Origin of the sequence: Aquipluma nitroreducens (assembly GCF_009689585.1) — a bacterium.
GTDB lineage: Bacteria > Bacteroidota > Bacteroidia > Bacteroidales > Prolixibacteraceae > Aquipluma > Aquipluma nitroreducens.
On sequence record NZ_AP018694.1, the window covers coordinates 2,112,959 to 2,130,838 of the forward strand.

Here is a 17,880-nt window from a genome sequence, read left to right on the forward strand (position 1 = left end):
CGTCTTTAAGAATAAGATATAGACAGTTCAGAAGATGGCCCTGATTCCTGCTCCGTTTATTGGTTTTCTCAATTCCAATATTGGAGTAGGAGCTTTGCTTTGCTGAACAAACAGGATAAAATTACATGTTCAGAAAATGGAACCCAGGAAAATAGAAAACAATGAAAACAAAACTGCGAATTACGAATTCACAATCATAGTTCCTGTTTATAACGAAGAAGACAACATGCCGGCTCTCGAAGAAAAGCTTTCGGCATTTATTTTGAAGTCGCTACTAAAAACTTGCGTTTTGTTTGTTAACGATTGCTCGTCAGATCAAAGCTTGAAACGAATTCTCGAGATATGTGAACGCCGGGAACACTTTTGCTACCTCAGTTTTGAAAAAAATGCAGGATTGAGCGCCGCTCTGAAAGCTGGTATAGAAGCTACCCAATCCATCTTTGTTGGCTACATTGATGCCGATTTGCAAACAACTCCTGAAGATTTTAACCTGTTGATCCCTCATCTGAATGATTTTGAAATGGTTATGGGTATTCGAGCCAACCGTAAAGACAGCTTTGTCAAAAATCTGTCATCCAAAATTGCAAATGGGTTTCGCCGGATGATGACCAACGATGGAGTTTCCGACACCGGTTGTCCGTTGAAAATAATCAGAACCGATTACGCCAAACGCATTCCGTTATTTAACGGAATGCACCGTTTTTTGCCTGCCCTCATTCAGCTTCAAAATGGCAAAGTAAAACAGATACCCGTCAGGCATTTTCCACGTGTTGCCGGAAAATCAAAATTCAATCTGGGGAATCGGCTGGTTGCGCCGTTCATCGACTGCTTCGCCTATCGATGGATGAAAAAACGGTACATCAATTTTAAGATTGCAGAAACGAATATTGATTAAAGATGATTTACGTTTTAGGGTTCATATCGCAGGTGCTTTTCTTTACCCGCACTCTTATTCAGTGGGTTTTGTCGGAGCGTGCCAGAAAAGTGCTTTCGCCAACCATTTATTGGGTATTGAGCATTGTTGCCTCCTATCTTTTTGTCATTTATGGATGGTTCCGAAACGACTTTGCCATCCTGCTAGGACAACTCATTTCGTATTACATCTACATCTGGAACCTCAATGAAACAGGGGTATGGAAACGGATAAACCGTTTTCTCCGGTCAATTCTTGTCATTACACCAATCATTGCGATTGTATTTGTACTGCAAAATGGCCACTATTTTATCGAGAACTTTTTTACCAACGAAAAAATTCCCGTTTGGCTGATCATTTTTGGCACTCTGGGTCAGATTCTATTTTCCTTGCGTTTTGTCTACCAGTGGCTTTATTCGATGAGCAAAAATGAATCACTGCTTCCCATTGGCTTTTGGCTGATCAGCTTGATTGGTTCCGGAATCATTGCCATTTATGGTATCCTCCGGGTCGATCCAATCCTGATACTTGGGCAGTCGGTCGGGTTTATTGCCTACACACGTAACATCGTCATTTACAAAAAAGAACTAACGAAAAGATCTCAAAGTGAACCGATATATAACCAATAATGCCTTGAGGTATGCAATGTATTTCATTGCTGTTTTGCCTCTTTTCATCTTCCGCGATTTCACTCCGGACAATGAACTAAGGTACCTCAGTATTGCCGACGAAGCGTTGCGGAATGGCAACATCTTCACATTTACCAACCACGGGTTGATTTATGCAGATAAGCCCCCTCTTTACCTTTGGATTGTGATGCTGGGCAAATATCTTTTTGGACATCACAGCATGCTATTTCTGAGTATTTTCTCATTTGTTCCCACATTGGTGGTGGTTTATATTATGGACAAATGGGTAGGAAATCTTCTGACGGAAAGCGAACGCCTAGCCGGCCAACTGATGCTTATGACCAGCGGATTTTTTATCGGTACTGCAATTATACTCCGGATGGATATGTTAATGTGTATGTTCATCGTCCTGGCTCTTTATACCTTTTTCAGAATTTATAGCGGACAAGGGAAACCGCGCGATTCAATCCTTTTCCCAATATATGTTTTCATGGCCATTTTCACCAAAGGACCAATAGGCCTGATCGTTCCATTATTTTCAATCCTCGTTTTTCTTCTCCTGAAAAAAGAAATTAAAACCATTGGCAGATATTGGGGGTGGAAAACGCTGACCATATTACTGGCACTTTGCGGTGCTTGGTTTGCAGGTGTTTATTCTGAAGGAGGAAGCTCATACCTGAACAACTTGCTTTTTAATCAAACAGTGAACCGTGCGGTAAATTCGTTTCACCACAAGGCACCATTTTACTACTATTTTATTGCTTTTGTCTATTCGTTAGCTCCCTGGTCGCTTCTGATTGCAGGAGTTCTGATTTCGGGAATAAAACGGAAATTAGTGTCAAACGACCTGGAGCGTTTCTTTCTGACCATCGGGTTAACAACTTTTGTAACCCTCTCGCTTTTCAGTTCCAAACTGGCTGTTTACATGCTTCCGGCTTTCCCGTTCTTTGTTTATCTGTCGGTTATTTGGCTTGCAAAACTTGGTCCGCAAAAATGGATGTTCATCCTGGTCGGCATCCCGGCATGTTTACTTTGTTTGGCTTTCCCCGCAACACTTATTTTTCCACATTTCGTTGATTTAAATGGCTTTCACCTGTCAGCAATTGTTATTTTTTCAGGAGTTGTTTTATCGGCTTCAGGAATACTTGCCCTGAAATATTTACGCGGGAGCCACTTAAACCGCGGAATAATTACCCTGAGCGCAGGAATATTGCTGGCTGTATTTGTCGCTTCGTTTGCCTTACCAAAGAATAATGCCATGCTCGGCCTTAAAATCTTGTGCGATCAGGCAAAAACTACTGCCAAAGAAAAAGGAGGGGTAAACTACTATTATTGTGAAATGACCAAGGGCGATAACCTGGATGTGTACCTCGGAAAACCACTTGAAATGCTTGAAATAAAAGACCTGTACGAACCCAATAAAATTCAGACTCCGGCAATTCTGTTTACCTGGCAAAAGGCAATCGAAAGAAATGACTCTATCCAGGTATTCCTAAAAGGGAAAAAGATCCACCAGACCGGAAGTTACTACTACGTGGAAATAGAACATTAGAACACTAAAAACAGAAAACAGATGAAAATTTTAATTACAGGCGCAGCAGGCTTTATCGGATTTCATGCCGTGAAACATTTTGCAGAAAATGGAGACCGTGTTGTTGGAATTGACAACATTAACAATTACTACAATGTAGACCTAAAATATGACCGACTGAAAGAAACGGGCATCTGCAAGGCTCTGATCAAAAACCATAAAGCGGTGCAAAGTGTAAATTATCCGAATTACCGGTTTTTCAAAGCCGATCTTTTGGATAAAGCATTCATCGACGAACTTTTCGAGCGCGAGCATTTTGATGTGGTTTGCAACCTCGCAGCCCAGGCCGGAGTACGATATTCAATCGAAAATCCGTATGCCTACATCGATACCAATATTGTTGGGTTTCTGAATATTCTGGAAGCCTGCCGGTTTCATCCGGTGCAACACCTGGTTTATGCCAGTTCGAGCAGCGTTTACGGCCTGAATAAAAAGGTTCCTTACAGCGAAGACGATCGGGTTGACGCGCCTGCGAGTCTTTATGCCGCCAGCAAAAAGTCGAATGAATTGATGGCTCACGCATACAGTCAATTGTATCACATTCCTTCGACCGGGGTTCGTTTCTTCACCGTTTATGGTCCATGGGGACGACCCGATATGGCTCCATTTATTTTCATGGATTCGATTGTCAACCAAAAACCAATAAATGTATTCAATCACGGGAATCTCTCACGCGATTTCACTTACATCGATGATATTGTTAAAGGACTGAGTTCCATTATCGGCCACGCCCCTTCCGGAGAAACACCTTACGAAATTTACAATGTCGGTAATGGAAAACCAGTAAAACTGTTCGATTTTATTGCGGCAATTGAAAATGAGACTGGCCAGAAAGCCATAAAACGAATGCTCGAAATGCAGGATGGGGACGTCCTTCAGACCTTTGCCGACACTCGAAAACTTGAGCATGATTTAAATTACAAACCAGGAACGTCTATTCAGGATGGAATAAACCAGTTGTACAGCTGGTATTTGTTCTATACAAAGCGCTTCGAAAAGGTATGTTTCAATCGCTGATTTTATAAACACTTATAAAAGCTCCGGCTGAGTCTAACTCTTTGATCTAATTCGCAATGTATAAGTACATGAACCATACAGCTTCAGTATTTCTGAAAAAAGCTGTTGCAAACAAAAAAACATACTGGTTGATCGCAATTCTTTTGATCTTTACGATCCTCAAACTGTTTGTTGCGACTCATATTGAATTGAACTCGGAAGAGGCTCAATATTGGACATGGAGCAAACATTTGCAACTCTCCTATTATTCCAAGCCTCCAATGATTGCTTACCTGAACTGGTTTTCAACTTCGATTTTTGGCAATACCGTATTTGGAATACGAATAAATGCAGTAATTATCGGACTGTTGATTTCTGTTGTCAGTTATTTGCTTTCATTTGAGCTATTTAAAAATCAAAATGCGGCTATTCTTGCTGCTTTAGTCACAAATATTTTCCCCTTTCTTCTCGATAGTTCTGTCTTTTTTACTACCGATTCGCCATTGCTTTTGTTTTGGCTTTGTGCCATGTTATTCTATTGGAAAGCTTTAGAAACCAACAAATTGAAATGGTGGTTGCTCTTTGGTATCAGCCTCGGATTGGGAGCTCTTGCAAAATACGCTATGCTCTTGATTATTATTCCTCTTTTGTTGTTCACCTGGAAGCACCAGCGGGAGATTTTAAAATCGCGAAGTTTTTATCTCTCGATCCTCATCGGTCTGGCAATCTTTTCCCCGGTTATTTATTGGAACATCAATCAAAACGGAATTGGTCTGTTGCACTTGACCCACCTGGCCGGAGCAGGCAACCACTCCCATTCGGTTAATCAAATGGTCACGAACATGCTGGTGTTTACCCTCGGACAGATTGCGATTTTGTTGCCCTTTTACCAATATCAGAAAATATACCGGAAATTCAGGCAAAAAACCTTGACTAGGCAGGAAGCGTTTTTAATCCTTCCGGTGATTATTACCTTTTTAATCTTTCTAATTGTTTCGGCCAACCGGGAATCGGAGGCATATATTAACTGGGCCATGTTTGCCTACATGGGTATGCCCATCCTTTTTTCGCATTACGCTTTAACCGATCACCGGCTAAAGTTCAACCTGCGCATCATTCTCGTGATGGCGGCTGCCTTTTTCTTGTTCATTGGTTTGACTTCGCCTAAAAATACAGTTGCACCGCTTGGAAAGCACAACCCGGCAAATAAACTGATCGGTTGGTCGCAACTGGCAGCAAAAGTCGATAACATAAAAGGAACCTTACCACCTGAAGGCTATTATGTATTTTCTTCAAATTACCACATCACATCCGAGCTTTGGTTTTATCAAAAAGGCCAGTCTGAAACATACTTACTTAACCTGAATTCGCGCATGACTCAGTTTGACCTATGGCCCGGAATTGAGCAATTCAAGAACTCTGATAAAACAGGAATATTTGTAGACCAACTAAAAATTAGCCCGGAAGTTAAGGCAAGTTTTAGATCAATCCTACAGGAAGACTCCTGCATTGTTTATAGCCAGAACAGCAAGATTGATACCTATTATATATATCTTTTGAAAGGAATGAAAGATTTTCACAAACAAAATTCATCCTATTAATGCATCAGAAAAGACGTTAAATATAAATATAGTCAATAACTTTAAAGAACTAAAATATGCACATCATAGAATACAAATTTTCGCAGATATTCAAGTATATGGGATTACCCGAACAAGAGATAAGGATGGATGCCTCGTTTGTAAACGATTTCGATTTTGAGGATTTTCAATTTAATTGTCTGGTCTTTTATATCGGTTCTTACTTTAAAATAAATATCGTTGAAAGCGATTACATCGAACTGGGAACGATTGGTAGCACAATGAATTTTGTGAAAAGAAAGCTTAAAGTCAATTCATATTGTTGATCAAAATACCATGCTTAAGAAATTTATCCAAGTGTCAATCCTGAGCATTCTGGGGTTTTGTTTATTCTTGACTTACCCATTTACAGGCCATGCACAGGAAAATACGGAAAAAACAGGTCGACCGAAAGTAGCATTAGTCTTTAGTGGAGGCGGGGCAAAAGGGTTTGCTCATATTGGCGTACTGAAAGTTTTAGAAGAAGAAGGTATTCCAATTGATATGATCGTTGGAACCAGCATGGGCGGTTTGGTTGGCGGCATATACTCACTTGGGTACAATTCTTCAGAGCTTGAGACTTTAGTCAAGTCCTTAAACTGGGAAACAGTTCTTAATGACGATGTACAAAGAGCTTTTCTTTCGAAAAATGATCAACTTCTGAAACAACGGTACATTTTTTCACTTCCCATCACCAAAGACAAAAGACTCAGCCTGCCGCAAGGATTAATCAAAGGACAGAATGTTATAAATATATTTTGTGGCCTAGCCGGAAATGTTCCTTCTGATGCCGACTTTTCGAAATTACCAATACCCTTTGCCTGTGTAGCCACTGACCTTGAAACCGGGGACGAAGTGATTATTAAAGACGGCTTTTTACCAACTGCCATGTTTTCCAGTATGGCTATTCCACTTGCTTTTCAACCGGTCAGCCACAATGGTCGTCTTTTGGTCGATGGCGGTATTGTTAATAATTTCCCGACCGACGTTGCTAAGAAAATGGGCGCCGATATTATTATTGGGGTCGATATCCGAGGCGATTTTCGTGATCAGATGAATCTGAAATCGATTAATGGCGTACTGAGCCAATTGGTCAATTTTTTTGATAAATCGAAAGATTCAATTAACAAAAGCCTATGCAACATCATTATCAAGCCTGATGTAAGCGGATATTCAGTTTCAAGCTTCAACAACCAAGCCGTTGATACCCTGATTTTGAGAGGTGAAAAAGCTACTCGTAATTTCAGAACTGAACTCAGGCAACTTAAAACGAAATACGATCTTGAACCGAGGCAAATCTCAAGAGCTCTTGTTCAGACCAAAAGATGGCACATTAACAAGCTAACTTTTACAGGTAATTTTCATCTCGAACAAGAATTCCTCCAAAAAACACTCAACATGGAGATTCCCGGAGATTATTCTTCGTCAGAAATTAAAACGGCCATCGATAAATTATACGGATTGGGCGGCTTCGACCGGATTTTCTACAATTTGATTGATACCGGAAATGGAGAAACCCTGAACTTCAATATCTCGACACAGGAAGTCTTCACTCAAAACGTTGGTTTTAAAGCCAACACGACAGATGCCGCAGCCATCATGGTTAACACAACACGAAAGAATTATAAAAATGTCTTTGGATTATTGTCGGCCAGCGTAGAATTATCGGTTAACCCGGGAATAATTCTGGTTGCTGAATCAAATCGAAAAAATGTTCCAACTTTGGGAATCAACTTAAAGGGCAAATATCAAAATTACAATGTGTTCGACAAAGGTAAAAAGGCTTTTGAGGCCAATATTCTCTATTCTTCAGGAGCATTTTACGTGTACCAACCGTTTATGAAACAGTTTCACCTGGGACTTGGATTTCAGGAAGAATATTACCACGGCGACATTTTCAGTAAGAACAATACTTCGTTGACTATTAGCAACCAAATAGATCAATTCCTTACCAGCGCCTATTCGTACCTGTCGTTTGACAACATGGACGATTACTATTTCCCGACAAGAGGCTCAGATTCGTATGCCGAATTTTCGATGATAACCGATTGGAAAAATTCAAACAAACTGAGTCCGATACTGCTATACAAAACTCGTAATGTAATACCACTATCGCCAAAAACAGCATTACTTATCGATCTTTATGGACGTAGCTTATTCAATTCCGATTATCCTCCAACAAAGACAACCATGATTGGAGGTGAGCCCTACTCACAATATTTCAATTACCATCTGCCGTTTGTCGGACTTTCTGCAGTAAGTTTTGCCGATCGGTATGTAAACATTGGATTAATCGGCCTCCGGTTTAATTTTGCTAATTCTCAGTATTTATCGATTCTTTTTAACGCGATGGTGCAAGGCAACGAATCGTTGGGGTTAACGAATGTGAGTACAACTTATGGAGGAGGATTAAAATACGCTTTAAAAACATTTCTGGGTCCGCTGGATGTTACCTTGGGATATTCGGGATCAACCAGGAAACCCAGCTTTTCGGCAAACTTTGGGTACTGGTTCTGAGAAATATCTGGGCAGAACAGAACTCAATACAACCGCTTTCTCTTCAGCAAATAGGCGTAAAGCACATGCTTAAAATCTTCGTTGATGTCGGCTTCAGCCAGATCAATGTGGTATTGTCCGCAACGCACCCGCATTTCTTCGAAGTAGTCTGACATGGCCTGCTCGTAATTTTTCTTCAGGTCGTGAGGCGAAAAACGAAGGTGTTCGCCCGTTTCGAGATCAACAAAGCGGTAGGGCTGGTTCCTGAAATCGAATTCTTTTTCCTGACGGTGATCGGTTACATGAAAAAGCAACACTTCGTGCTTGTTGTATTTCAGGTGTTGAAGGGCTTCAAACAACTCGTCAGTATTTTCCTGAGCGATTAAATCGCTGAACAAAATGACCAGTGAGCGCTTGTGTATGTTTTCGGCAATCATGTGCAAAGCATCCACCGTGTTGGTCGTTTTCTGCAATTGAGACTGCTCCTGACGCAACAAACTACCCAGTTGATTGTACAGCAAATCGATATGCACCGATGACAATCGGGCTTCGGAATGAAACTCAACTTCGTCGGAAAATAGCGAAAGTCCAACGGCATCGCGCTGTTTCCGGAGCAAATAAATGATGGCAGCAGCCGAGTAAACCGAAAAAGCCAGTTTGTTGATTTTCGAAGGCTTCCCTTTTTCGTATGGAAAAAGCATCGACGATGAAGTGTCGATTACAATCTGGCAGCGAAGGTTGGTTTCTTCTTCGTATTGTTTCACAAACAAACGATCGGTACGAGCAAACAGTTTCCAGTCGAGATGTTTGGTCGATTCTCCGGTGTTGTACAATCGATGTTCAGCAAATTCGACCGAAAAGCCATGAAACGGGCTTCGGTGCAATCCGGTGATAAAACCTTCGACTACCTCTTTCGAAATAAACTCAAGGTTATCGAATTGCTGAAACTGTTGTATGTCGAGTAGATTGTTCAAAAATCACTTATTTCTCCTCATGCCCGTCAGCTAAAGCAGACGGCAAAGGATATTGCTTTTAATATGTTTTCACGGTCAACTGGGCTGTATCCTTTGCCGTTCGCCTTTCAGTAACTGACATTTTGAATACATTCCAAATCTACAAATAAAAAAGGCATAAGAACCTTTGTTTCCTATGCCTTTTCTTCCTGAAAATATGGATTAAAGTATCCCGTCAACTTTAGTAGAAAGTGTTGATTTTGGAGCAGCACCTACGTGTTTGTCAACAACTACACCATCTTTAAAAAACAGTATGGTTGGGATGTTGCGGATTCCAAATTTGGAAGCGATTCCGGGATTGCTGTCTACATCAACTTTTCCAACGACTAATCGTCCGGCGTAATCTTCTGAAATTTCCTGAACTACAGGAGCCACCATACGACATGGGCCGCACCATTCAGCCCAAAAATCGACCAAAACCGGCTTATCCGACTGAAGAACCAATTCTTCAAAGTTTGCATCATTAATTTCTAAAGCCATTTTTTAAATATTTTTATATGTGAATATTGTAAAAGATCTCAGAGTCATCACAAAATTAGCCTAATTAATTTTAAAAGCAAGATCTTCATGCGTTTCAAAATAGGCAAGTAATTCATCTGTTATTTCGATCCGTGTATTTCTTGAAAACAGATTCACCATCATTTTTGTTTCGGGATCCCAAACATCAAATTTAAGCAGCGTCTTGCCTTTGCTGTTCAAGGTCAGGTCGCACAACTCTGTTACCAGCCCATTGGTAAGAGATGGCAGTGGTATTTTAACGGTTATACTTTTAAAGTACTTCTCTCGTATTTCTTCCATCAGCTCTATCCGATTCACTTTAAATTCAAGTTGCTCGCCGCCAAACCGGTTCTGAACCGAGCCCCTAACCATCAGAAAAAGGCCGGGCTTACAGTATTTGCCGAACTCGACGTAATCTTTCGCAAAAAAGAACATCTTGTACGAATCGGTATAGTCGGTCAAAACCATGTAACAGAATGGCTTCCCATTTTTACTAAACGACTCTCGGGCTTCGGTCACCATTCCGGCAAAAGTCATCTCGCGCCCTTTCAGCGGCTCAATGTTGTTGTTCAGGTCTTTAAACGAAACATCTTTAGTAACCAGGGTTTTAATTTCGATTTTGTACTTATCCAGAGGGTGCGAAGTCAGGTAAACGCCCACCAAGCTTCGCTCTTTTTCGAGCAATACCAAATCAGCCCATTCAGGAACTATTGCCGGTTCAGGCTTCTGGACCGACTGATTCGACATGATTTCTCCGAAAAGCGAAAGGGTTGCATTATTGCTTTCGTATTGCATCTTACTTCCGTAGCGAGTCAACTTTTCAATGAAAGACTGGTCATTCTCGTCAGGCGCAAAATATTGACTGCGGGTGTGCATTTTAAACGAGTCGAATGCCCCGGCCATAGCCAACGCTTCCAGGTTTTTCTTGTTTACCGACTGTAGATTTACCCGTTCAACAAAATCGTAAATATCTTTGAATTCGCCACCTTTCCGTGCTTTGATGATATCCTGAACGGCTCCCTCGCCTACTCCCTTTATTGCGGCCATCCCAAACCTTACATTACCGGCTTTGTTTACTGTGAATTTGGCATAACTTTCGCTCACATCTGGTCCGAGCACATTCATATTCATGCGCTTGCACTCTTCCATCAGCTTCGTAATTTCAGTAATGTTGCTGAGGTTTCGGCTCATGTTGGCAGCCATAAATTCAGCTGGATAGTGTGCTTTTAAATAGCCGGTTTGGTAAGCAACGGCAGCATAACAAACCGAGTGCGATTTATTGAATGCATAACTGGCAAATGCTTCCCAGTCTTTCCAGATTTTATCGATCAGTTTGCCCGGATCTTTACCTCCTTCGGTGCAGCCTTCAATAAACTTTGGGTTATTCATACAGCCGTCGTGAAACTTTACTTTCAGTTTATCCATCATGGCTATCAGCTTTTTACCCATCGCTTTACGCAACGAATCGGAGTCTCCACGGGTAAAACCTGCCAAAGCCCTTGACTGGAGCATTACCTGTTCCTGATACACCGTAATTCCGTAGGTATCATTCAGGTAGGGTTCCATCAGGGGTGAATCGTATTCAATTTTCTCCTGACCATGTTTCCGCTTGATAAACGAAGGAATATACTCCATTGGTCCCGGGCGATATAGTGCATTCATGGCAACCAGATCTTCGAAACGACTGGGTTTCAGGTTACGGAGGTGTTTCTTCATTCCAGGCGACTCAAACTGGAAGATGCCTGTAGTGTCACCGTTACTGAAAAGCTCTAAAGTGAGCGGATCGTTCTCCGGGAGATGATCCATATCGATTGTTATTCCTCGCGAAAGCTTAATATTTTCAATGGTTTCCTTGATGATGGATAGGGTCTTCAGTCCCAGAAAGTCCATCTTCAAAAGGCCGATGTCTTCTACAAAATGCCCGTCATACTGGGTTGTCAGGAGAAAATCGTCGTCCTTGGTAGGCATAACCGGAATATGGTCGGTCAACGGGTCGCGGCTAATCAGGATCCCGCAGGCATGAATCCCGGTCTGACGAACCGAACCTTCAAGCGTCTGCGCAAACTTCAGGGTTGTACGAATCAATTCGTTTGGGGAATTCAGTTCCTGTTTCAACTCCGGACTATCCTTAAAAGCGATGTTGAAGTTCATCTTCGGAGCATCCGGAACCAGTTTTGTTAAACGATCGGCCTCCTGAAGTGGTAATTTCAACACCCGTGCCACGTCTTTGATCGCCGATTTAGTGGCCATTGTTCCGAAAGTACAGATGTGCGCAACTTTGTCGGCACCGTATTTATTGGTTACATAGTCAAGAACTTTTTGGCGCCCGTCATCATCAAAGTCGATATCCACGTCGGGCATTGATATACGGTCGGGATTCAGGAATCGTTCGAACAGCAAATCGTACTTCATGGGATCAATGTTGGTAATCCCAACGCAGTACGAAACCACCGATCCGGCAGCAGAACCACGGCCTGGGCCTACCAAAACGCCCAATCGGCGAGCCTCATTGATGAAATCCTGAACGATAAGGAAGTACCCGGGAAAACCCATGGTTTTAATGGTGTTCAACTCAAACGAAATACGTTCATCTACCTCGTCACTAAAAGGTTCTCCATAACGGGGTTTGGCTCCTTCCCAAGCCAGATGCGAGAGATAGTCAGATTCAAATTTTACACGAAGCACTTTATCGTATCCGCCCAACCGATCGAATGCATCTTTCCCAAATTCTTCAAGCAATTTGGCTTCGGGAAACCTGCTTCGGTAATCCTCTTCTTTCCCAAATTCTTCAGGAATAGGAAAAACCGGCATGATAGGAGCAGAATTCAGGTTGTAGGCCTCAATTTTATCGTTGATTTCCTGCGTGTTGACCAAAGCTTCCGGTACGTCGGCAAACAAAGCATTCATTTCGGCAGTGGTCTTAAACCATTCCTGCTTGGTATAGCGCATCCGTGTTGGGTCATCCAAATCTTTGCCGGTATTGAGGCAGATGAGCAAATCATGGGCATCGGCATCTTCCTGATTGATGAAATGGCTATCGTTGGTACAGATTACCTTCACCTCGTGCTTTTTGGCCAGTTCAAGAATTTTGGCATTCACCAGCACCTGATTTTCGTAAACATTCTGTCTCATTTCGGGCAGTTCGGAAGGATGGCGCTGCAATTCGAGGTAGAAATCCTCTCCAAAAATAGATTTGAACCATTGAATCGTATCTTCAGCCTCCTTCATATTTCCGGCCATGATGTGCTGTGGAACTTCACCTCCCAGACAAGCCGACGATACGATCAGACCTTCATGGTGAAGTTCCAGCAATTCCTTGTCGATACGCGGTTTGTAGTAAAATCCTTCGGTATAAGCAGCAGAAACCAACTTGAGCAGGTTACGGTAACCCACCAGATTTTTGGCAAGCAAAATAAGGTGATATCCTGAACGGTCGACCTTCGCATCTTTTTTGTTATGCCGCGATTGTTCGGCCACATAAGTTTCGCAGCCGATAATGGGCTTGATGCCTTCTTTTTTGCACACATCGTAAAACTCTTTGGAGCCAAACATGTTGCCATGATCAGTCAGCGCAAGGGCAGTCATACCGTCGCTTTTGGCTTTGGCAATTAGCCCGCGAACACTGGCTGCACCATCCAGAATGGAATATTGTGAGTGAACATGTAAATGTGTAAAAGGAATCATACCAGCAAGTTAAATCAAAAGTAAACTATTCCTGAAACTGAAATTTCAGAAAAGTAAAGTTACCAATTTCACCTCCCGAAAGAAGGATTGTTGATAAATTGTGGGAAAGTAGGTTGTCAAGTTGATGTCAACTATTCTGAAGCGCAGAATAGGCAACTACTAAATTTATCTTTTTGACCAACCCTAAAACCGTATTAATGTCAGTTAGTTTCGACAACAAATAAAGACCCATCAAGAAGCAACAAACTGAATAGCAAAAAAGGGCGAATTCTCAATTAATTATTTTATCATAATTAGCTGAATATTAACATTATTGAGTTAATAAAAAAACAAAGAAAAAAAAACTAACCGATCTTTAATATTAAAATAATTCGTTTATTTACGTTAGAAAAAATATTGACGGAGATGAGCGATAAGTTTGAAATGGTTAGATGTATGCGTGAGGGAAGGTATTGTCAGGAGCACCGCTCGGCAATAAACAAAGGTTTCAACGAATCTGATAGTTTTCTGCTGAACAAGGAGTACTCGATGTCTATTTTAACTTTAAAAGAAGCCTACTACAAAACCACTGAATTGCAGGAAACCTCATGTGCTCAATGTGCTGAACTCTTTAGGTGTACGATCACCAGATCATTAGAATCTATCTACAACGATTTACGCAGAATGACTGAAGGTTTTTTTGGGACAAAACGATACCAATCTAGTTACGAACTGGTTTGCAGCGTTTTAGCAGAAATAAAAAAAGAAAATTAATCAGGACTCCTCCTCCAAGTCGTGGAGAATCAGGCTACACTTCAGTTTTTTACTTTAGCTTTTAATAGTGTCTCTTTGCGTTTTGCCTCCTCAATTTTAGAAATTCAATAAACGTTGTCGATTCTATCATTGGGCATCTACTACAGCAATGGTTATCATGTTAACGATTTCTCGTACCGAACATTCGGTCGGCACCACATGTATCGGTTTTTTCATGCCCATCAGAATTGGGCCGATGGCTTCCGCCCCACCAATTTCCTGTATCAGTTTATAAGCGATATTGCCTGAGGTCAGATTTGGAAAAATGATTGTATTCACATCCCGGTTTTCCAGGCTGGTAAATGGAAATTTTTGACTTCGCAGCTCTTTATTGAGTGCAAAATTCATCTGAACTTCGCCGTCTACAATTAGTTCAGGATGATTCTTGTGAAGATAATCAATCGTTTGCCTTACCCTATCCAAGGCTTTGGTATGTTCCGACGATTTAACCGAACCAAAGTTTGAGTAGGATACCATCGCGATAATAGGTTCAATATTGAACTTCCGGACTTCATCAGCAGTCAACAAGGTTGTTTCAACAAGCGTTTGAACATCGGGGTCAAGGTTAACAGAGGTATCGGCAAAGAAAAGTGGCCCTTTCTTTGTCATCACGATATACATACTGGAAATATGGTTCAGGTTTGGCTTTGGCCCGATTAATCTCAAGGCTGGGCCCATTACATCACCATAATGGCTTGTAACCCCCGAAATCATGGCATCGGCCATTCCAGTATCGACCATCATAATACCAAAATAATTGCGATTGAACGTTAATTCATTCGCTTCTTCAAGGGTAATTCCTTTACGTTGACGTTTCTGCCAGATTAAACCAGCAAAGGAATTCCTGGTTCCATCGCTTTCTTTCGCATGTGGATCGATAATTGAAATGTCATTTAAATCGAACTGATTTTGGGAGATCAGTTGTTTGATTTCTTCCACATTCCCCAACAATACCGGGACGGCAATGCCATCGTGCTGTACTTCGTTGGCAGCCCGGAGAACCTTCAGGTTATTCCCCTCGGCAAATACTATTTTCTTCGGATTTTGTTTGGCCCTGACGACAAGACCATGCAACAACTGGTTATCTAAGCCCATTCGTTGACTCAGTTCAAGTTTATACTGATCCCAGTCTTCGATTGGCTTGCGTGCCACTCCGCTGTCCATCGCTGCCTGGGCAACTGCAGGAGCAACAGTATAAATAAGTCTCGGATCGAGCGGCTTTGGGATAATATATTCCCGGCCAAAGATCAGGTTCGTCGCATTGTACGCTTTGCTTACACTTTCAGGAACTGCTTCTTTGGCGAGCCGGGCGAGGGCATAAACAGCGGCCAGTTTCATTTCTTCATTGATACAGGTTGCCCGGACATCAAGCGCTCCCCTAAATATATAAGGAAACCCAAGCACATTGTTTACCTGATTCGGAAAATCGGAACGCCCGGTTGCCATAATCAAATCAGTACGCACCGACATGGCTTCGTCATAAGGTATTTCAGGATCAGGGTTGGCCATGGCAAAAATGACCGGGTTTTTGGCCATCGACTTCACCATTTCTTTCGAAACTAAGTTAGCTTGCGATAAACCCAGGAATATATCGGATTCAGCTATTGCTTCCGCAAGGGTTCGAACATTCCTATGGGTAACAAATGAAGCTTTATATTTATTCAAATCATTTCGGTCAGCCCGTATTGCCCCTTTCGAATCGAGCATAATCATGTTTTCTTTCTTTGCGCCAAGCGAAATGATTAAATTAGCACATGCAATAGCGGCCGCTCCGGCTCCGCTAATTACAATTTTGGCTTCGTCAAGCTTCTTTCCCGATAATTCAAGCGCATTGATTATTCCTGCGGAACAAATAATAGCAGTTCCATGCTGATCGTCGTGCATCAGCGGAATCTGGACTTCACGTTTGAGCCTTTCTTCCACTTCAAAGCACTCAGGAGCTTTAAAATCTTCCAGATTAATTCCGCCAAAAGTGACAGCGATATTTTTTACTGTTTCGACAATTGCATCCACATTCTTGTTGTCAATTTCAATGTCGAAAACATCAATGTCGGCAAATATTTTAAACAGGAAGCCTTTGCCCTCCATGACCGGTTTGCCTGCACCAGCGCCTATATCGCCCAATCCGAGCACAGCTGTTCCATTCGAAATAACAGCAACCAAGTTTCCTTTTGAAGTGTATTTGTAGATATCATCAAAATTCTTTTCTATTTCCAGACAAGGATGTGCCACTCCGGGAGAATAGGCCAATGAAAGATCTCGTTGGGTACTGTGCGGCTTGGTAGTTGCCACTTCGAGTTTTCCGGGACGTCCTTCAGCATGATACCTCAGAGCGTCTTCTTTGGTGATTTTTGCCATAACACTAAATTTTTGAAGTTCAATCCACTATTTAGGCCAGACGTAAAATGTATATTAAATATAAGAAGAAATTCTCTGATTATATTATAATGTGGTGCGTAATTTAAAGCAATGAAGATTTGCGATTCAGACCTTTTAGATCTGAATCGCTGATAAATGTATTATCTCAAGAAATTACAATTTAGCCCTTTGATATTGCAACGGCCATGCTATGTCGTCTTCTAAAAGCCGCGCGCCGCGCAAAGCAAAATATGGATCCCGAAGAGATGCCCTGGCGATTAAGATAAGGTCTGTCTGCCCATTAGCTAAAATCTCTTCGGCCTGATGCGCATCAGTTATCATTCCTACTGCACCGGTTAAGATGCCTGCTTCTTTTTTTATCCGATCAGCAAAAGCCACCTGATAACCCGGACCAACTGGGATTTTTGCATGAGGTACCATTCCTCCCGACGAGCAGTCAATCAGATCAACGCCTTGTTCTTTTAAAATCTTTGAAAGTTTTACCGCCTCATCCACATTCCAACCTCCTTCAGCCCAATCAGTAGCCGATATCCGTACAAACAACGGAAGGTTTTGAGGCCACACTGTTTGTACTTCTTTCACAATTTCCAGCAAAAGTCGTATCCTGTTTTCGAAACTACCGCCGTAATTATCCGATCGATGGTTACTTAAGGGTGAGAGGAACTGATGAATCAAATAACCATGAGCCGCATGAATTTCAATCAGCTTATAACCCGATTGATGAGCCTTTTGGGCAGCAGCTTTAAAATCAGCTATTACCTTCATGATTCCATTCGCATCCAACTCTTGTGGCGCATTATCTTCCGGATTAAAAGCAATTCCGGATGAGGAAAACGTAGTCCAGCCGCCTTCATCTTCTTTAAGCTGTTTTCCTCCTTCCGAAGGTATGGCACAACTTGCTTTTCGCCCGGCATGTGCCAATTGAATGCCCGCTACTGCACCTTGTTTGTGAATAAATGCGGTTATGCTTTGCAACTTCTCAATATGCTCGTCGTTGTACAACCCCAGATCGGCAGGCGTAATGCGACCCTCAGGTGAAACTGCTGTGGCTTCCTGAATAATTAATGCAGCGCCACCAACGGCCCGACTGCCATAATGTACCAAATGCCAATCATTTGCAAATCCATCCATCGCTGAGTACTGGCACATGGGCGAAATCACAATCCGGTTTTTAAGCGTGATGTCTTTTATTGTAAGCGGAGATAAGAGTTTTGACTTCATTGAAGTTCTTGTTTAAGATGAATACTTTTCATGCTGAAATAACAAATGC

The 17,880-nt window shown here is 41.9% G+C and carries 13 protein-coding genes; 8 read left to right on the plus strand and 5 right to left on the minus strand.

From position 1 onward, the window contains the following. The first annotated feature begins 136 nt into the window (after positions 1-136). The 7 genes from AQPE_RS08815 to AQPE_RS08845 are packed head-to-tail and all read left to right on the plus strand — an operon-like array spanning position 137 to position 8,265. Positions 137-895 carry a glycosyltransferase gene (locus AQPE_RS08815; RefSeq protein ID WP_318350694.1) on the plus strand — a complete coding sequence of 253 codons (759 nt, stop codon included), beginning with the start codon at positions 137-139 and terminating at the stop codon, positions 893-895. 2 nt (positions 896-897) lie between these two features. After that, positions 898-1,542, plus strand: coding sequence for a lipid-A-disaccharide synthase N-terminal domain-containing protein (locus AQPE_RS08820; RefSeq protein ID WP_318350695.1), 645 nt, complete (start codon positions 898-900; stop codon positions 1,540-1,542). Continuing rightward, positions 1,520-3,094, plus strand: coding sequence for an ArnT family glycosyltransferase (locus AQPE_RS08825; protein ID WP_318350696.1), 1,575 nt, complete (start codon positions 1,520-1,522; stop codon positions 3,092-3,094). Before AQPE_RS08820 ends, AQPE_RS08825 begins: the two co-directional genes overlap by 23 nt. Before the next feature lie 21 nt (positions 3,095-3,115). Next, complete coding sequence (locus tag AQPE_RS08830; protein ID WP_318350697.1) at positions 3,116-4,150, plus strand: NAD-dependent epimerase/dehydratase family protein; 1,035 nt, start codon at positions 3,116-3,118, stop codon at positions 4,148-4,150. Between the two features lie 56 nt (positions 4,151-4,206). Next, on the plus strand, positions 4,207-5,730 hold the full coding sequence (locus tag AQPE_RS08835; RefSeq protein WP_318350698.1) for a glycosyltransferase family 39 protein: 1,524 nt from the start codon (positions 4,207-4,209) through the stop codon (positions 5,728-5,730). A gap of 56 nt (positions 5,731-5,786) precedes the next feature. Beyond that, the gene (locus AQPE_RS08840) at positions 5,787-6,035 is read left to right on the plus strand and encodes a hypothetical protein (protein ID WP_318350699.1); all 249 of its coding nucleotides are present in this window, start codon (positions 5,787-5,789) and stop codon (positions 6,033-6,035) included. A 10-nt stretch (positions 6,036-6,045) separates the two neighbouring features. Continuing rightward, on the plus strand, positions 6,046-8,265 hold the full coding sequence (locus AQPE_RS08845; RefSeq protein WP_318350700.1) for a patatin-like phospholipase family protein: 2,220 nt from the start codon (positions 6,046-6,048) through the stop codon (positions 8,263-8,265). Positions 8,266-8,288: 23 nt separating this feature from the next. Here the strand turns inward: AQPE_RS08845 and AQPE_RS08850 are convergent, their stop codons facing one another. From AQPE_RS08850 to dnaE, 3 genes are all read right to left on the minus strand, one after another. Beyond that, positions 8,289-9,218 carry a DUF58 domain-containing protein gene (locus AQPE_RS08850; protein WP_318350701.1) on the minus strand — a complete coding sequence of 310 codons (930 nt, stop codon included), beginning with the start codon at positions 9,216-9,218 and terminating at the stop codon, positions 8,289-8,291. Between the two features lie 201 nt (positions 9,219-9,419). After that, entirely contained in the window at positions 9,420-9,737 is a 318-nt protein-coding gene (gene trxA / locus AQPE_RS08855; RefSeq protein ID WP_318350702.1) for a thioredoxin, read from the minus strand. 60 nt (positions 9,738-9,797) lie between these two features. Next, positions 9,798-13,439, minus strand: coding sequence for a DNA polymerase III subunit alpha (gene dnaE, locus AQPE_RS08860; protein WP_318350703.1), 3,642 nt, complete (start codon positions 13,437-13,439; stop codon positions 9,798-9,800). 405 nt (positions 13,440-13,844) lie between these two features. Between dnaE and AQPE_RS08865 the strand changes: the two genes are divergently transcribed. Beyond that, on the plus strand, positions 13,845-14,192 hold the full coding sequence (locus AQPE_RS08865; protein ID WP_318350704.1) for a hypothetical protein: 348 nt from the start codon (positions 13,845-13,847) through the stop codon (positions 14,190-14,192). Between the two features lie 126 nt (positions 14,193-14,318). On the opposite strand, the gene AQPE_RS23965 is transcribed toward AQPE_RS08865, so the two are convergent. Both AQPE_RS23965 and namA read right to left on the minus strand, forming a co-directional pair. After that, positions 14,319-16,589: an NADP-dependent malic enzyme gene (locus AQPE_RS23965; RefSeq protein WP_318350705.1), complete on the minus strand. Its 2,271-nt coding sequence runs from the start codon at positions 16,587-16,589 to the stop codon at positions 14,319-14,321. A gap of 174 nt (positions 16,590-16,763) precedes the next feature. Next, positions 16,764-17,831, minus strand: coding sequence for an NADPH dehydrogenase NamA (gene namA, locus AQPE_RS08875; RefSeq protein WP_318350706.1), 1,068 nt, complete (start codon positions 17,829-17,831; stop codon positions 16,764-16,766). Positions 17,832-17,880 lie beyond the last annotated feature (49 nt).

Coding starts and splice junctions, on each gene's coding strand:
- AQPE_RS08830 (WP_318350697.1), top strand. CDS start 3,116: ATGAAAATTTTAATTACAGGCGCAGCAGGCTTTATCGGATTTCATGCC.
- AQPE_RS08835 (WP_318350698.1), top strand. CDS start 4,207: ATGTATAAGTACATGAACCATACAGCTTCAGTATTTCTGAAAAAAGCT.
- AQPE_RS23965 (WP_318350705.1), bottom strand. CDS start 16,589: ATGGCAAAAATCACCAAAGAAGACGCTCTGAGGTATCATGCTGAAGGA.
- namA (WP_318350706.1), bottom strand. CDS start 17,831: ATGAAGTCAAAACTCTTATCTCCGCTTACAATAAAAGACATCACGCTT.
- AQPE_RS08840 (WP_318350699.1), top strand. CDS start 5,787: ATGCACATCATAGAATACAAATTTTCGCAGATATTCAAGTATATGGGA.
- dnaE (WP_318350703.1), bottom strand. CDS start 13,439: ATGATTCCTTTTACACATTTACATGTTCACTCACAATATTCCATTCTG.
- trxA (WP_318350702.1), bottom strand. CDS start 9,737: ATGGCTTTAGAAATTAATGATGCAAACTTTGAAGAATTGGTTCTTCAG.
- AQPE_RS08845 (WP_318350700.1), top strand. CDS start 6,046: ATGCTTAAGAAATTTATCCAAGTGTCAATCCTGAGCATTCTGGGGTTT.
- AQPE_RS08820 (WP_318350695.1), top strand. CDS start 898: ATGATTTACGTTTTAGGGTTCATATCGCAGGTGCTTTTCTTTACCCGC.
- AQPE_RS08865 (WP_318350704.1), top strand. CDS start 13,845: ATGAGCGATAAGTTTGAAATGGTTAGATGTATGCGTGAGGGAAGGTAT.
- AQPE_RS08815 (WP_318350694.1), top strand. CDS start 137: ATGGAACCCAGGAAAATAGAAAACAATGAAAACAAAACTGCGAATTAC.